This is a genomic window from Nocardioides hankookensis, from assembly GCF_042658885.1.
GTDB classification, from domain to species: Bacteria; Actinomycetota; Actinomycetes; order Propionibacteriales; family Nocardioidaceae; genus Nocardioides; species Nocardioides hankookensis.
The window spans coordinates 385468-400020 of record NZ_JBHSRJ010000004.1 but is presented as its reverse complement, the minus strand read 5'-3'; the positions used below and the strand labels follow the sequence as shown (position 1 = coordinate 400020).

Below are 14553 nucleotides of genomic sequence, written 5' to 3'. Positions count from 1 at the left end.
TGCGGACGGCGACGGCATCGGGAGTGAGCCCCAGTGAGCGACTGGCGACGGACCTCCCACAGCGAGACGTTCGAGTCCGCGGCGCTGTCCGCCCGCACCGCCCGCGACGTGCTGCGCGGCGTCTGCGCCGAGGCACTGGTGCCGCCGCCGATGGTGGAGACGGCCCTGCTGCTCGTCAGCGAGGTGGTCACCAACGCGGTGGTCCACGGCGACGGCCGGCCGGTCCTCGACATCGACATCGATCGTGACGTCCTGCGGGTCACGGTCACCGACGACAGCCCCGACATGCCTCGGGTGCAGCGCGACATCCCGCTGCTCGCACCGGGTGGGCGCGGCCTCCAGCTCGTCGACACGCTGTCCACGCGCTGGGGCACCGAACGGCGGGTCCCGACCGGGAAGTCAGTGTGGTTCGAGCTCGACCACGGGTGAGCCGGCGGTCCGCCCGTCCGACTCCCGGGTGAGCGCGCGCAGGTAGCCGGCGAACCCGCCCGGCGTACGCCCACGCAGCCGGGCCGACGTCGTCACCCGGGTTCCCGTCACCCACGGACGGCCCGTGCGCAGGACCGCCTCGAACAACGCCACGTCCTCGTGCTCGCGCACCTCGGGGAAGCCGCCTGCCTCCAGGTACGCCGTGAGCCGGACCCCCAGGTTGGCGCCGTGGACGTGGACGTCCGGCCCCGCGTGTCGGGACCGCCACGCGTGCAGGCCGGCCGGGGACAGCTCGTCCGGCTCGGGGTGCACGGCTCCGACGACGAGGTCGTGGCCGAGGTCAGCCAGCTGGACGTGGTCGACCAACCAGCCGGTCGGGACGGTCGTGTCGGCGTCCGTCGTGGAGATCCAGACCTGCTCGGTCGAACTGTCCGCGCCCAGGGCGGCGGCTCGGGCCACGCCGGCGCGCCTCGCCGCCCCGACCGATCCGACATCGACGACCACGCACGTCGCGCCGGCCGACCGCGCGATCTCGGCGGACCGGTCGGTGCAGCGGTCGAGCACGACCACGACGTCCACGACGAGGGTGGGTCGCCGGTCCTGGAGCACCGCTCGGGCGGCGGCCACCGAAGCGAGGCACCCGCCGAGGCGGGCCCCCTCGTCGCGCGCGGGGACCACGACCGCGACGTGGGCCACGCTCATGCGCCGGCCTCGGGCAGCGGTGCTCGGGAGAAGACGGCCAGCTCGAAGTCCCGCTCGCGGTAGGTCCCGACCTCGGGACGGGACAGCCGGCTCCGGACCCGGTCGTGCACGGTCGGTCCGTCGAGCGGCCAGCCCACGATCGGGTGCCGCCAGTGGCACAGGACGAGGTCCCCGTCCGGGGCGAGCGCCGCGTCGATCCGCGCCACCAGGTGGTCGAGGTCCCGGGGGCTGAGAAAGTAGCCGACCTCGGACAGCACGACGAGGTCGAACTCGCCCGGCGGCCAGTCCCCGGGCAGGTCGCGTCGCTCGACCGCTACTCCGGGTCGGGTGCCGAGGCGCGCGGTCGCCGCGGACACGGCGGCCGGGCTGGCGTCGACGGCGAGGAGGTCCCGGCTGCGATCGGCCAGGTCCGCCGCCAGCGCGCCGGTGGAGCAGCCGACCTCCAGGGTGCGGCCGTACGCCGGTCGCGGCAGGGCAGCCGTGGTGAGGGCGCGCTTCCGCAGCTCGTACCACCGCGAGTCGACGCCCCACGGGTCCTCCTGCTGCCGGTGCAGGTCGTCGAGGGCAGGGTCGTCGGTCGGCTCGTCGAGGTAGGTCTCCGTCGGGACGAGGAAGTGCTCCAGGAAGTCGTCGCGCAGAAGCTGCTCGTCCCCGGCCACCGGCGACAGCGGGCGCACCTGGGTGCGGTGGCTGCCGATCGCCGCCCGCTTCGCCGCCATGGCGCTCGGCGACAGCGCGAGCCGGCGCACCCGCGACCACGGCATGTGCTTCGACGTCCCCCAGTGCCAGAACCAGACCGGGTACTGCAGGAGCTCGGCGCCCGAGCGGCGCGCGGCCACCGCCGCTGCTCGACCGCAGGCCTCGTGGTCCGGATGACCGTCGTGCCGCCACGGGCTGAGCATCAGGGTGTGCCGCCCGTCACCGACGATGCGGACCAGCGCGTCGACCAGGTGCTCCTCGAACGCCTCGACCTGTCCGTCAGGGACGCGCAGGTACGTCGTCGCGCTGCCGGCAGCGACCTCGGCGAGCGCCGCTCTCGACTCCGCGAGCCGGGCACGCGCGAGGCGGTCCGGCGGCAGCGTCGGACTCTGGGGATGGCTGGCCTCGCCGGCGGTGGCGAGCACCAGCTCCACCGAGATGCCGAGGTCAGAGGCAGTGGCGAGCAGGCCGGCCGTGCCGAGCGACTCGTCATCGGGATGGGCTGCAACCACGACGATGCGCTGCAGCTGGGGGTCGAGCTCGACCGGTGGCACCGTGGCCCAGCTCGGGTCGGCGGCCCACACGGACTGCGGCGTACCGGCTTCGTCATGACGGAACTCGGTGGCTACCACGGCTCCTCACCGTCGGCGACCTCGCGACCCAGCGCGACGAGGTCGCGCTCGGCGTGGTGCTGTCGCAGGTAGAGGTGCAGGTCCGCCACCCGTGCCGCGTGGTCGGGCTCGGCGACCAGCGGGCCGGGGCCGAGGCCGTGGTCAGCCGCCCGCAGGACCGTCTCGGCCGCGTCGAAGACCGCCTGCCGGGTGCGGAGCGCGAGCGCGACGCCGGCGTCGGCGGCGGCGTGGCCGGCGTCCACCCGGCTGGCCGCCTCGCGCAGCGCGTTCCTGGCGGCCGCCAGCGCGACGTCGATCGTGCCGAGATGCAGCAGCGCCACGTCGTCCGGACGGCGGTGGGAGGCGACCGACCGGACCCGGTCCGCCACCGCGACGGCCGCGCCGTACCAGATCGCCGCCACGCCGATGCCGCCCCAGGCGAACCCGTCGCGCTCGAGGTACCAGCCCGGCCCACCGACGGGTGAGGCGCGCGTCCCGTCGAAGGACACCGGTGTGCTCACGACGTCCGTGAGGCCGCGGGCCGCCCACGGTCCCGGCGCCCGGTCCACGGTCGCGTCGGCGAGGGCGACCGCGAACAGCCCACGCCGTTCGTCATCGACCCAGGCCGTCACCAGCGCATGCGTCAGCCGGTCGGCGAGCGAGCACCACGGCTTCGTGCCGAGGAGGGTCCACCCGCCGTCGGCGACCTCGGCGCGGAGCCTCACGCCCGGCCCCTCGGCCGCGAAGACGCCCCACGTCGATCCGGCCGGCGCGTCGAGGCCGGCCTCGTGCAGGATCGCGAGCGCGTCCAGGTGCGGCTCGACGGACCGGGCGACCTGGAGGTCGGCGGCGCCGAGGGTCGCCAGCGCCTCCCAGAGGAACCGGGTCCGGCCGGCCCCGGGATGGGGCAGCGCGAGCCCGGAGGCGAGGTCGAGCGCCGCCTCGACGCCCCGGCCGGAGAGGTCACCTGCGTCCGCTCCCAGCCGGCGCAGACGCTCCGTCTCGTCCGGCCCGACGGCCCGAGGGTCCAGCATGATCGGTCGAGCCACGTCGGTCCCCTCTCCGAGTGCGAGCACCGGCGCGACCCCGGGGCCGATCGAGCTGCGTGAGCGGACGGGCCCCGAGATCGCGCTGATACTGACACCTCGGTAACCACAACGCTCGGCCCGACACTCACCCTTTCGGGCGGATGGCGTGGTCGTGTGGTGGGTACGCATCTCCCATGAGCGCGAACACCAGCAGTGACCGGACCGAAGCCATCCAGGCGGTCGTCGACCGCGTCTCGTCCTACCAGGACGGCGCCCCGGAGGGCACGGTCGAGAAGGAGCTCCGCAGCGGGCTGGCCGACGCCGGCCTCGAGCTCGGGGACGGCGAGATCACCGCGCTGGCCGAGGCCGTCGAGGCCGAGCACGGCAACGTAGACGTCTCGAAGGTCCTCGCCGACTGAGCCGCCTCTTCACCCGTTCGGGTGAAAATACGCCTGCTGCTGCCAAGATCACAGGTCCTCTGTGTCTGATCCCGCCGAAACCTGGGAAAATCCACGGTCATGTCCGCGGTTCACACCAAGGTTGCGGTGATCAGTCCGCAGCCGCTCACGACGGAGGGCTTCGCCGGCATCCTCAGCCGCCACCCAGATCGGTTCCAGCTGGTCACCAGCACGACCTGGCGTGACCAGCTCGATGAGGAGCAGGAGCCCGATGTCGTGCTGTACGACGTCCTGGGCCTCGTCCACGGGGACGGATCGGACCTCGACTACTTGGTCAAGGAGACCGGCTCCGCCGTCTTCGCCGTCGGGCGCGACCTGCGCCCCGCGCTGCTCAGCCAGGCGTTGGAGCAGGGCGTCGACGGTTTCTTCTCCGAGGACGTCACCGAGGACGAGCTGCTCGCGGCCATCGACTCCGCGATGACCGGCTGGCTGCCCGGTGACGACGGTCCCGACCCGGTCGTCGGATCGAGCACCTCCGCGCAGCGCGCCCAGCATCTCGGCACCGACCTCGGCCTGAGCAAGCGCGAGTCGCAGGTCCTCGCCCTGGTGGCCCAGGGACTCGGCAACGACGAGATCGCGGACCGCCTCTTCCTGAGCATCAACTCGGTCAAGTCCTACATCCGCACGGCCTACCGCAAGATCGGCGTGACCACCCGCAGCCAGGCGGCCGTCTGGGCCATCGAGCACGGGTTCACCGTGCACCGCGGCGAGGCCTGACCGTCACCCGGCGAGGTCCGCCAGGAGGGCTTCGACGCGTCGCCGGATCTCGTCGCGGATCGGGCGCACCGCCTCGATGCCCTGCCCCGCCGGGTCGTCGAGGACCCAGTCCTCGTAGCGCTTGCCGGGGTAGAAGGGGCACGCGTCGCCGCAGCCCATGGTGATGACGACGTCGGCCTCCTGCACAGCCGAGTCGCTGAGCAGCTGGGGCTGCTCGCTGGCGATGTCGATCCCCTCCTCCGCCATGGCGGCGACGGCGACCGCGTTGACCTGGTCGGCCGGCTGGGAGCCGGCGGAGAGCACGGCGACCCGGTCACCGGCGAGGTGCTGGAGGTAGCCGGCGGCCATCTGCGAGCGGCCGGCGTTGTGGACGCAGACGAACAGGACGGTGGGGGTGCTCACGGCATCTCCTCGATCGGGGCGCCGGTCCGGGGGTGCAGCACGAGCACGAGCCCGGCACCCAGAAGGCCACCGAGCAGCTGCATGCCGACGAACGGGAGCACCGACGCGGGCGCGATCCCGGCGAAGGTGTCGGAGAGCATCCGGGCGATGGTGACGGCCGGGTTCGCGAAGCTGGTCGAGCTGGTGAACCAGTACGCCGCGGCGATGTAGCCGCCGACCGCGAACGCCACCGTCTCGATCCGCGGCGAGCGCAGCGTCCCGAACACGACGAGCACCAGACCGAGGGTCGCGACGACCTCGCCGACCAGCTGGCCGGAGCCGCCACGCTCGTGGGTGGAGACGCTGACGACGTCGAGGTCGAACATCAGGTTCGCGACCACGACACCGACCAGACCGCCGACCACCTGCGCGACCACGAGGACCGCGGCCGCCACGGTGTCGACCGATCCCAACGCCCGCTCGACCAGCGTGACCACGGGGTTGAACGACGCGGAGACCGGCTGGAGCGCGAGGATCAGCGCCACGAGCACGGCACCGGTCGCGAGGCTGTTCTCGAGGAGCTGCAGCCCGGTGTCGTCGGGCGACAGCCGCTGGGCCGCGATGCCCGAGCCCACGACTGCCGCGACCAGGAACGCCGTACCGACCAGCTCGGCCGTGGCGCGACGCGCGAGGTCCGTCACGCGGTGACGCCGCCGAGCAGCGCGGCCAGGTCGCCGAGCGGGCCCGCGTTCACGCGGTAGTAGACCCACACCCCGCGCTTCTCACGGTCGAGCAGCCCGGCCTCGTGGAGCAGCTTGAGGTGGTGGCTGATCGTGGGCTGGGAGAGGTCGAAGGCGTCGTTGAGGTCGCAGACGCACGCCTCCCCGTCCGCGTGCGACGCGACCAGCGACAGCAGCCGCAGCCGCACCGGGTCGGCGATCGCCTTGACCAACGGCACGATCCGCTCGGCAGCCTCGGCCGACAGCGGCTCGCGGGTGACCGGGGAGCAACAGGCGACGGCCTCGACCGGCGTCAGCTCGAGCAGAGACTTCGACATGCGTCGATATTGACAGATCCCGATGTCTGGGTCCAGTCTCATCGCATCGAAGTTCATCAATGTCTCAGGAGGTACTCATGTCCCGCATCCAGCTCGCCCTCAACGTCGACGACATCGACGCGGCGGTCGACTTCTACTCCACCCTCTTCGACACTCCCCCGGCCAAGCGCCGACCGGGCTACGCCAACTTCGCCGTCGAGAACCCGCCGGTGAAGCTCGTGCTCTTCGAGAACCCCTCGGCCACCGGCACCCTCAACCACGTCGGCGTCGAGCGGACGTCGGTCGAGGAGGTCCACGCCGAGGCGGACCGCCTCGAGGACGCCGGCCTGACCCTCGACGTCGAGGGCGACGTGGTGTGCTGCCACGCCCGCCAGGACAAGCACTGGGTCACCGGCCCCGACGGCCAGCGCTGGGAGAACTACGTGGTCCTCGCCGACGCGCCGCTGCCCGAGGTCGCCACGGCCTGCTGCAGCTGACGCGGACAAGCGAAAGGCCCTCACAGTCAGACTGTGAGGGCCTTTCGGATTTGTAGCGGGGGCAGGATTTGAACCTGCGACCTCTGGGTTATGAGCCCAGCGAGCTACCGAGCTGCTCCACCCCGCGTCGGTGAAACCAACCTTACAGACCGGTGTCGGGCGGGCCAAATCGGGGTCAGGACGACGGGCTCGCGCTCGGGCTCGAGGACGGGCTCGCCCCGTCCGACGGGCTGGCGGACGGGCTGCTCGACGGGTTGTCGGACGGCGTGGCCGGCTGCTGCTGGGCCAGCTTGACCGCCTGGGCGACCAGGGCCTCGCCCTTCTCCACCAGCCGCGCCCACTTCACCGACTGGCCGTTGCGCTGGGCCGTGTCGGCATCGCGGAAGGCCTGGTCGGCGGCGAGCAGCTTGGCCCGGATCTGCTGGGCGAGCGTGCCGGTCGGCTGGTTGTCGCCGCCGGTGTCACCACCGGTGTCGCCGCCCGTGCCGCCGCCCGTGCCACCACCGACGTCGTCCACGCCGATGGCGTCGGCGAGGGCGAGGGGCAGCGACGTGCCGATGCCGACCTCACCGTTGAAGGAGACGAGCACGTAGGCGAGGCTCGGGTAGCTCGCGGTCGACCCGGGGCGTACGGCGTACACCGGCTCGACGTAGATCAGCCCGTCGTCGATGGGCAGCGTCAGCAGGTTGCCGTAGATCACCTGCCCACCACTGCGGTTGAACTGCGCCAGCTTGTCGGCGACGTTCGTGTCGGAGATGAAGTCGTTGGCGATCTGCCCGGGCCCCTTGGCGCTCTGGTTCGTGAGCTGCTGGACCTGGATCTTGCCGTAGTCCGGCGAGGTGGCGTCGGAGTCGACGGAGACGAAGGCCGCGAGGTTGCTCTTGTTGTAGGGCACGAACGTCGACGTCAGGGAGAAGGTGCCCTGGTCGCCCGTGCTGCTCTCCGGCTCGTCCACGAAGACGCGGTACGGCGGCTGCAGGCGGCCCGAGGAGTTCGGGTCCTCCGGGACGGCCCAGCGGTTGTTGCCGCTGTACCAGCGCACCGGGTCGGTGACGTGGTAGCGCGCGTATTGGTAGCGCTGCACCTTGAACATGTCCTCGGGGTAGCGGATGTGCTCCATCAGCTGCTCCGGGATGTCCGACTTCGGCTGCACGGTGCCCGGGAACGCCTTCTCCCACGTCTTGAGGATCGGGTCGCTCTCGTCCCACTCGTAGAGCGTCACGGTGCCGTCGTACGCGTCGACCGTGGCCTTGACGGCGTTGCGCATGTAGTTGATCTCGTCGGTGGGCAGCGTGCGCAGCTCGCTCTGGTCCTGCAGCGAGTCGTCGGTCATCTTCTTGAACGACTCGCGCTCGGAGCCCGGGTAGTTGTTGGTCGTCGTGTAGCCGTCGAGCACCCACACGATGCGACCGTCGACGATCGTCGGGTAGGGGTCGCTGTCGACACTCAGCCACGGCGCGAACTTCTCGACCCGGGTCGCGGGGTCGCGGTTGTAGATGACCTCGCTGTTGCTGTTGACCCGGCCGGAGAGCAGGAAGTTCGGCTCGCCGAACTTCACGGCGTACATGAGCTGGCGGAAGGTGCTGCCGATCGGCACGCCGCCCTTGCCCTCGTACGTCGTGGTCTCGTCGGTCGCCGAGCCGTTGGCGTCGGAGGAGCCGAGGTCGAGCTCGACGCTCTTGGAGTCGTCGCTGGCCTTGCCGACCACCGAGTAGTCGGGGCTGAGCTCACCGAAGTAGACCTGCTCCTTGTAGCCGCCGGTGGCCTTCGTCAGGGCGTCCTCCCCCGGGCCCTCGCCCTCGGCCCACTGCGTCTTGTCGTCGTCGCTGACCGACGGCACGAGGTTGGCCTCGCTGCGCTGGTTGGCGTACGCCGCGATGACGCCGGAGCCGTGCGTGTAGACGGTGTGCAGGTTGGACCAGTTGCGGTCGTTGGGGTCGATGCCGCTCTGGTCCATCTCCCGCACGCCGAGGACGAGCGCCCGGTCGGTGCCGTCGATCTTGTAGCGGTCGACGTCGAGGACGTCGGCCACCGAGTAGTAGGCGCGCTCCTGCTGGTTCTGCTCGAAGGTCTGGCGCACCAGCTTCGGGTCGACCAGCGGGATCGACGACGTCTTCGCGTTCAGCGCCAGCGGCGGCTCGACGACCTGCGAGTCGGTGAAGTCCTCGACCTCGACCTTGTCCTCGCCCACGTCGTAGGCCGCGCGGGTGGCGTCGATGTTCCTCTGGATGTACGGCGCCTGCTTGTCGGCCTCGGACGGCTTCACCTGGAACTGCTGCACGATGCCGGGCCAGATCAGGCCGAGCAGGATCGCCGAGACGGCGAGCAGCGCGAGCCCGACCGAGGGCAGCAGCCAGGTGCGGCGCCAGACGTTGACGAAGAAGAGGATCGCGCAGATGACGGCGATGCCGAGCAGGATGTTCTTGGCCGGGAGGATCGCGTTGTCGGCCGTGTAGTCCATGCCGGTGATCAGCGAGCCCGACTTGTGCACCAGGTCGAAACGGTCGAGGTAGTAGTCCACGGCCTTGGCCAGCACGAAGAGTCCGAGCAGCACCGAGATCTGCACCTGGGCGGCGCCGGAGAGCCGGTCCCGGGTGGCCTGCAGGCGGATCCCGCCGTACAGGTAGTGCACGACGACGGCCGCGATCAGCGCGACGACGAGGACCGCCATCGTGAAGTCGACGAGGTAGTGCAGCCAGGGCAGCGTGAAGACGTAGAACCCGATGTCCTTGTCGAACCACGGGTCGGTCTCGCCGAAGGGCACGCCGTTGCGCCAGAGCATGTAGTCGCGCCACTCGCCGATCGCCGAGCTGCCGGCGAAGGCGCCCAGCACGACCGGGATGCCGATGAGCAGCCAGGTGCGGATCGGGGTGACGGCGTCGCGGTAGCGGTCCAGGCCGTTCTGCTCGGGCGAGTTCGGCCGGAAGAACGGGCGGAACCGGTAGGCGAGGTAGATGTTCACGCCGACCACGAGGCCCATCACCGCGCCGAAGGCGAGGAAGAGGCCGGTCTTGGTCCAGAAGAGCGTGCTGAAGACGCCGGAGTAGCCGCCGTCCTGGTACCAGAGCCGGTCGGTGTAGAGCGACGCGACGGTGGACAGCCCGAGGAACGCGAGCACGAGCACCACCGCGGTGATGATCAGCGCGCGCGAACGCCGCGACCCGCGGGGCGGCTCCGCCTGGGGCTCCTCGTCGAACAGCTCACTCATGCGTGGTCTCTTCCTCTTCCGGCCCTACTCGGGCTCGTCCTCGAGCGTGGCGATCAGCAGCTCCAGCAGTCCGGGCACCAGGTCGGCGCCCCCGACCACGGACTGGTCGTCGTCATGGGCCTTCAGCCGCAGGGCGCAGTACGTCGCGCCCGCGCGGGTCGCACCGGCGACGATGCGGACCTCCTGGCGGTCGGGGTGTTCACGCGCGAACTCCTCGGCCGACTTCGGGTCGTCGGGGATCTGGGCGTCGGCGTCGGGCGGCAGCACCAGCCGCTCCACGACGGCCGCGCACCCGGTCACGCCGGGCGGCCAGCTGATCGAGCCGAGCGCCTCCTCCAGCGTGCGGCCCGGAGCCAGGAGCTCCTGCTCGACCGGCGTCAGCGACCCGGCCGCGGACGAGTCGTCCAGCCCCATCGCCGCGGCGAGCGCGGGCTCCTTGGCCACCAGGTCGGCGGTGTCGACCAGCGCGTAGAGCCGCGACGGCTGGTCCCAACCGTCGGCGGCGATGTGCTCCTCGATCTCGAGGACCGCCGCGGCCAGCGCGGGGTCGACGTTGTCGAAGCCGGGGAGCTCGGAGTCGTACTCGCTCATGCTGCGTCATCCCCACACGTCGGGAGCTTGGCGTCCGGGTCGGCGACCCACTTCTTGATCGAGTCGATCGCACTCTCGGTGCTCGGCGCCTCGACCAGGCGCATGTCGCCGTTCTGGGCGCCGACGGCCTCGTCGCAGTTGTCCGGGGGCACGAGGAAGAGCTCGGCGCCGTCGTTGCGGGCCCCGACGATCTTCTGCTGGATGCCGCCGATCGGGCCGACGTTGCCGGCCGCGTCGATGGTGCCGGTGCCGGCGATGGTGCGGCCGTCGGTCAGCGAGCCCTTGGTGAGGCTGTCGTAGATGCCGAGGCTGAACATCAGGCCGGCGCTCGGGCCGCCGATCGAGGGGTCGATCGCGATGGTCACGTCGACCGGGAAGTCGGTGGTCTTGGTGCCGACCTGGATGCCGACCTGGGGGTGCCCGTCGACCTGGCGCGGGGTGACGGAGACCTGGACGGTCCTGCCCTTGCGGCGTACCTCGAACGCGATCGGCTTCCCCGCCTCGGCAGCGGTCACGGCCGACACGACGTCGTCGGAGTCGAGCGTCTTGGTGCCGTCGACGGTGAGGATCACGTCGCCGCTCTCCAGCTGCCCGTCCGCCGGCGAGCCCTTCTCGACGCCGGAGACGACGGCCTCGGTCACGTCGTACCCCAGCTGCGTCAGCGCGGCTGCGGTCGCGGCGTCCTGGGAGGACGTCATCTCCTGCTGCCCCTCCTGCTTGTCCTGCTCGACGGTGCCACCCTCGGGGTAGATGGCTGCCTTCGGGTAGACGGCGTCCGAGCGGCTGATCCAGTCGTGCATCAGCTCGAAGAGGTGGTTGTGCGCGTCGCGCTGGGAGACGTAGACGGTGGTCATCCGCAGCTGGCCGTCGTCGGCGTACGTCGGCTTGCCGTCGATCTGGATGATCGGCTTGCCCTGGTCGTTGTCGCCGAGCACGTTGACGGTCAGTCCGGGGCTGTAGGTGACGTACGGCAGCGCCTCGAAGGCGGCGGCCACCCACAGGGCGAGGAGCAGCGGCACGGCCAGGAGGCCGGCAAGGGTCCGCTGCGTCATGGCGCCAAGACTGTCAGACCCACCCAACGCGCGTGCGAGAGGTCAGGACGCGCGGCGCGACGGGCGCACCGCGATGCCGGTGCTGCGGTCGACCTCGGGCTGTGGAGCCGCGTAGCCGGGCGCCGGCCGGCGACGGCGGCGCCGGTCACCCTCCAGCGCGTCCCCGAGCCGGCGTACGGCGACGTCGCGGTCGACCTCGCCGCGGCCCTCGCGGCCGAGCCAGGCGACCCAGAGCATGGCCACGACGGCGACGACGACCGACGGCACCAGCCAGAGCAGGATCTCCACGGGTCGAGGCTAGGCACTGCGGTGCCCCGCGGCGGGGAGGCTCGCCACTAGGGCGTCCCGACCCACTCCTCGGTGCCGTCGCCGAAGCGCTGGTGCTTCCAGATCGGCACCTCCGCCTTGAGGGTGTCGATCAGGGCCCGCGAGGCCGCGAACGCCTCCCCGCGGTGGGCCGACGCGGTCGCGACGACGACCGCGATGTCGCCGATGTCGAGGCTCCCGACCCGGTGCACCGCGGCCAGGCCCTGCACGTCGTACTCCTCCGCGATCCGGGCGCAGACGTCGTTGAGCCGGTCGAGGGCGGTGGGGTGCGCGGTGTAGTCGAGGCCCACCACGCCCTTGCCGTGGTCGTGGTCGCGGACCCGGCCGACGAAGAGGGTCAGCCCGCCCGACGCGTCGTCGTCGAGGGCGTCAACGACCTCGGTGACGTCGAGGGGTTCCTCGCGCAGGTCGACGAGACGGATGGCGGACACGGGGCAGACAGTATCCGCGTACCGTGGAGGCATGAGTGACAAGCCCGGTGACAACCCGGATGACGGCGCGGACAACCCGTTCAAGGGCACGCCGTTCGAGCAGCTCTTCGGCGGTGCCGCCGGTAGCGGCGCGATGCCCGACCTGAGCCAGCTCTTCGGCCAGCTCCAGAACCTCCTGCAGCCGCACGACGGCCCCATCAACTGGGAGTTCGCGCTCGACCTGGCCCGCAAGACCGTCGCCCAGTCGCCCGACCCGACTCCCAGCTCGCGGCAGAGCGACGCGGTCGCCGACGCGATCCGACTCGCCGACCACTGGCTCGACGAGACGACCGCGTTCCCGTCCGGCGTGACCACCCCGGCGGCGTGGAGCCGCGCGGAGTGGGTCGTCGGCACCACCGACGTCTGGAAGGTGCTCGTCGAGCCGATCGCGGAGTCGTCCGTGCAGGCACTCGGCGGCGCGCTGCCGCCGGAGGCCCGGGAGATGTCCGGCCCGCTGCTCGGGATCCTGGGCAAGGCCGTCGGCGGCATGCTCGCCGGCCAGATCGGCTCCGGCCTGGGCGCGCTCGCGTCCGAGGTCCTCAGCGTCTCCGACATCGGGCTGCCGCTGGCCGCGGCCGGCCGCGCCGCGATCGTGACCACCAACCTCGACGCCTTCGCCGCCGACCTCGACGTCAGCGCGGACGACGTGCTGCTGTACGTCGCGCTCCGCGAGGCCGCCCACCAGCGGCTCTTCGCCCACGTGCCGTGGCTGGGCGACTACCTGATCGGCGCCGTCACCGACTACGCCCGCGGCATCGAGATCAACGCCGAGGGCATCCAGTCGCGCATCGAGGAGCAGATGCGCGGCATCGACCCGGCCAACCCCGAGTCCATGCAGGAGCTGCTGGACGGCGGCATGTTCGAGCTCGAGCGCTCCCCTGCCCAGGAGGCCGCGCTGCAGCGGCTCGAGGTCGCGCTCGCACTGGTCGAGGGCTGGGTCGACGACGTCGTCGGCCAGGCGACGGCCGAACGGATGCCGACCGCCGGCAAGCTCCAGGAGACCTTCCGTCGCCGCCGCGCCGCGGGTGGTCCGGCGGAGCAGACCTTCGCGACGCTGGTCGGGCTCGAGCTGCGCCCGCGGCGGCTGCGCGACGCCTCCACCCTGTGGGGCTCGCTGCGCACCCGCCAGGGCACCGAGGCCCGCGACGGCGTGTGGATGCACCCCGACCTGCTGCCGACGCCGGCCGACCTCGACGACCCGCTCGGCTTCCGCGAGGACGCGTCGGCGCCGGCCACGCTGAGCGACGAGGACTTCGACGCCGAGCTGAAGAAGCTGCTCGACGAGCCCGAGGAGTGAGCCTCCACGCCGACGCGCTCGCCGTGCTGACCGGCTGGCGGGCACCGAACGCCGCCCAGGAGGCGCTCCGGGAGCGGTACGTCGTACACCTGCGCGAGCACCCGGACGGCCTGACGCGTGAGTGCCGGCCGGACCACGTCACCGCGAGCACGGTGGTTCTCAGCCCCGACGGCACCGAGGTGCTGCTGACCCTGCACGCCAAGGCGCGGCGGTGGTTCCAGCTCGGCGGGCACTGCGAGCCCGGCGACGAGACGCTGGCCGGCGCCGCGCTGCGCGAGGCCACCGAGGAGTCCGGGCTGACCGGGCTGCGGCTGGACCCGGTGCCGGTCCAGCTGAGCGAGCACGCCGTACCGTTCTGCGGCCCGACGCGCGACGTGCACCACCTCGACGTGCGGTTCGTCGCCGTCGCGCCCGCCGGCGACGAGCACGCCGTCAGCGAGGAGTCGCTCGACGTGCGCTGGTGGCCGGCCGACGCGCTGCCCGACCCGCAACCCGACCTAGTCGACCTCGTCGCCCTCGCCCGGGGGCGGGTCCAGCCGGGCCGCGGCTGACCAGCCGGCCAGGAAGCCCTTCGCGCGCTCGGCCTGCGGGTAGCGGTCCACCCACCCCCAGAACCGCGCGTTGTGGCTGGCCTCGAAGAGGTGGGCCAGCTCGTGCATCAGCACGTAGTCGATCACCCAGGACGGCATCCCCTGGAGCCGCGCCGAGAGGCGGATCGACCGGTCACCCGGCGTGCACGAGCCCCAGCGCGCCTCCTGGTTGTCGACCCAGCGCACCGACTCCGGGAGCGCCAGGCCGCCGAGGTAGCGGTCGCTGAGCGACTTCGCCCGCTTCATCAGGTCCTCGTCGCTGGGCTTGCGCTTGCGCTCGGAGCGCTCGAGGCGGGCGATCATCGTCTCGACCCACTCCGCCTCCTCCTTGCGCGAGAGGGAGGCCGGGATCAGCACGATGACCCGGTCGCCGTCGCGGTAGGCGGAGACCGTACGGCGGCGGCGCTTCGAGCGACGTACCTCCACCTCGGGCCTGGTCTCCCCCGCAGACGACATGACC

General features: G+C 71.9%; 18 protein-coding genes and 1 tRNA gene. 6 read left to right on the top strand and 13 right to left on the bottom strand.

What is annotated here, in order from left to right:
• Positions 1-33 precede the first annotated feature (33 nt).
• Positions 34-429: an ATP-binding protein gene (locus ACFPYL_RS08345; RefSeq protein ID WP_379152847.1), complete on the top strand. Its 396-nt coding sequence runs from the start codon at positions 34-36 to the stop codon at positions 427-429.
• Here the strand turns inward: ACFPYL_RS08345 and ACFPYL_RS08340 are convergent.
• The 3 genes from ACFPYL_RS08340 to ACFPYL_RS08330 are packed head-to-tail and all read right to left on the bottom strand — an operon-like array spanning position 400 to position 3490.
• Positions 400-1131: a glycosyltransferase gene (locus tag ACFPYL_RS08340; RefSeq protein ID WP_379152845.1), complete on the bottom strand. Its 732-nt coding sequence runs from the start codon at positions 1129-1131 to the stop codon at positions 400-402. The two genes, ACFPYL_RS08345 and ACFPYL_RS08340, sit on opposite strands and share 30 nt — an antisense overlap.
• Positions 1128-2462: a PIG-L family deacetylase gene (locus tag ACFPYL_RS08335; protein WP_379152843.1), complete on the bottom strand. Its 1335-nt coding sequence runs from the start codon at positions 2460-2462 to the stop codon at positions 1128-1130. The genes ACFPYL_RS08340 and ACFPYL_RS08335 overlap by 4 nt, the downstream gene beginning before the upstream one ends.
• The gene (locus tag ACFPYL_RS08330; RefSeq protein ID WP_379152841.1) at positions 2456-3490 is read right to left on the bottom strand and encodes an acyl-CoA dehydrogenase family protein; all 1035 of its coding nucleotides are present in this window, start codon (positions 3488-3490) and stop codon (positions 2456-2458) included. Before ACFPYL_RS08330 ends, ACFPYL_RS08335 begins: the two co-directional genes overlap by 7 nt.
• 173 nt (positions 3491-3663) lie before the next feature.
• Between ACFPYL_RS08330 and ACFPYL_RS08325 the strand changes: the two genes are divergently transcribed.
• Both ACFPYL_RS08325 and ACFPYL_RS08320 read left to right on the top strand, forming a co-directional pair.
• On the top strand, positions 3664-3888 hold the full coding sequence (locus tag ACFPYL_RS08325; protein WP_379152839.1) for a hypothetical protein: 225 nt from the start codon (positions 3664-3666) through the stop codon (positions 3886-3888).
• Positions 3889-4014: 126 nt separating this feature from the next.
• A complete protein-coding gene (locus ACFPYL_RS08320) occupies positions 4015-4644 on the top strand; it encodes a response regulator transcription factor (RefSeq protein ID WP_379152837.1) in 630 nt (209 codons plus the stop codon).
• A 3-nt stretch (positions 4645-4647) separates the two neighbouring features.
• On the opposite strand, the gene ACFPYL_RS08315 is transcribed toward ACFPYL_RS08320, so the two are convergent.
• From ACFPYL_RS08315 to ACFPYL_RS08305, 3 genes are read right to left on the bottom strand one after another with little or no spacing between them, the layout of a single operon-like run.
• Positions 4648-5046: an arsenate reductase ArsC gene (locus tag ACFPYL_RS08315; protein WP_379152836.1), complete on the bottom strand. Its 399-nt coding sequence runs from the start codon at positions 5044-5046 to the stop codon at positions 4648-4650.
• On the bottom strand, positions 5043-5726 hold the full coding sequence (locus tag ACFPYL_RS08310; protein ID WP_379152834.1) for an aquaporin: 684 nt from the start codon (positions 5724-5726) through the stop codon (positions 5043-5045). The genes ACFPYL_RS08315 and ACFPYL_RS08310 overlap by 4 nt, the downstream gene beginning before the upstream one ends.
• The gene (locus ACFPYL_RS08305) at positions 5723-6082 is read right to left on the bottom strand and encodes a metalloregulator ArsR/SmtB family transcription factor (protein ID WP_379152832.1); all 360 of its coding nucleotides are present in this window, start codon (positions 6080-6082) and stop codon (positions 5723-5725) included. Before ACFPYL_RS08305 ends, ACFPYL_RS08310 begins: the two co-directional genes overlap by 4 nt.
• Positions 6083-6159: 77 nt before the next feature.
• On the opposite strand from ACFPYL_RS08305, the gene ACFPYL_RS08300 reads away from it, so the two are divergent.
• Positions 6160-6558, top strand: coding sequence for an ArsI/CadI family heavy metal resistance metalloenzyme (locus tag ACFPYL_RS08300; protein ID WP_379152830.1), 399 nt, complete (start codon positions 6160-6162; stop codon positions 6556-6558).
• Positions 6559-6611: 53 nt separating this feature from the next.
• Here the strand turns inward: ACFPYL_RS08300 and ACFPYL_RS08295 are convergent.
• The 6 genes from ACFPYL_RS08295 to ACFPYL_RS08270 all read right to left on the bottom strand — a co-directional run bounded on the left by ACFPYL_RS08295 (position 6612) and on the right by ACFPYL_RS08270 (position 12167).
• Positions 6612-6685, bottom strand: a tRNA-Met gene (locus tag ACFPYL_RS08295).
• Positions 6686-6733: 48 nt separating this feature from the next.
• On the bottom strand, positions 6734-9766 hold the full coding sequence (locus tag ACFPYL_RS08290; RefSeq protein ID WP_379152828.1) for a UPF0182 family membrane protein: 3033 nt from the start codon (positions 9764-9766) through the stop codon (positions 6734-6736).
• 24 nt (positions 9767-9790) lie between these two features.
• Positions 9791-10357 carry a PPA1309 family protein gene (locus ACFPYL_RS08285; RefSeq protein WP_379152826.1) on the bottom strand — a complete coding sequence of 189 codons (567 nt, stop codon included), beginning with the start codon at positions 10355-10357 and terminating at the stop codon, positions 9791-9793.
• A complete protein-coding gene (locus tag ACFPYL_RS08280; protein WP_379152825.1) occupies positions 10354-11409 on the bottom strand; it encodes a YlbL family protein in 1056 nt (351 codons plus the stop codon). The genes ACFPYL_RS08285 and ACFPYL_RS08280 overlap by 4 nt, the downstream gene beginning before the upstream one ends.
• A 42-nt stretch (positions 11410-11451) precedes the next feature.
• Positions 11452-11697 (bottom strand): hypothetical protein, encoded by a 246-nt coding sequence (locus ACFPYL_RS08275; protein ID WP_379152823.1) that lies wholly within the window; start codon positions 11695-11697, stop codon positions 11452-11454.
• A gap of 47 nt (positions 11698-11744) precedes the next feature.
• Positions 11745-12167 carry a molybdenum cofactor biosynthesis protein MoaE gene (locus tag ACFPYL_RS08270; protein WP_379152821.1) on the bottom strand — a complete coding sequence of 141 codons (423 nt, stop codon included), beginning with the start codon at positions 12165-12167 and terminating at the stop codon, positions 11745-11747.
• Between the two features lie 31 nt (positions 12168-12198).
• Between ACFPYL_RS08270 and ACFPYL_RS08265 the strand changes: the two genes are divergently transcribed.
• Both ACFPYL_RS08265 and ACFPYL_RS08260 read left to right on the top strand, forming a co-directional pair.
• A complete protein-coding gene (locus tag ACFPYL_RS08265; RefSeq protein ID WP_379152819.1) occupies positions 12199-13503 on the top strand; it encodes a zinc-dependent metalloprotease in 1305 nt (434 codons plus the stop codon).
• The gene (locus ACFPYL_RS08260) at positions 13500-14054 is read left to right on the top strand and encodes an NUDIX hydrolase (protein WP_379152817.1); all 555 of its coding nucleotides are present in this window, start codon (positions 13500-13502) and stop codon (positions 14052-14054) included. The genes ACFPYL_RS08265 and ACFPYL_RS08260 overlap by 4 nt, the downstream gene beginning before the upstream one ends.
• Here the strand turns inward: ACFPYL_RS08260 and ACFPYL_RS08255 are convergent.
• On the bottom strand, positions 14001-14549 hold the full coding sequence (locus ACFPYL_RS08255) for a M48 metallopeptidase family protein (RefSeq protein WP_379152815.1): 549 nt from the start codon (positions 14547-14549) through the stop codon (positions 14001-14003). The two genes, ACFPYL_RS08260 and ACFPYL_RS08255, sit on opposite strands and share 54 nt — an antisense overlap.
• Positions 14550-14553 lie beyond the last annotated feature (4 nt).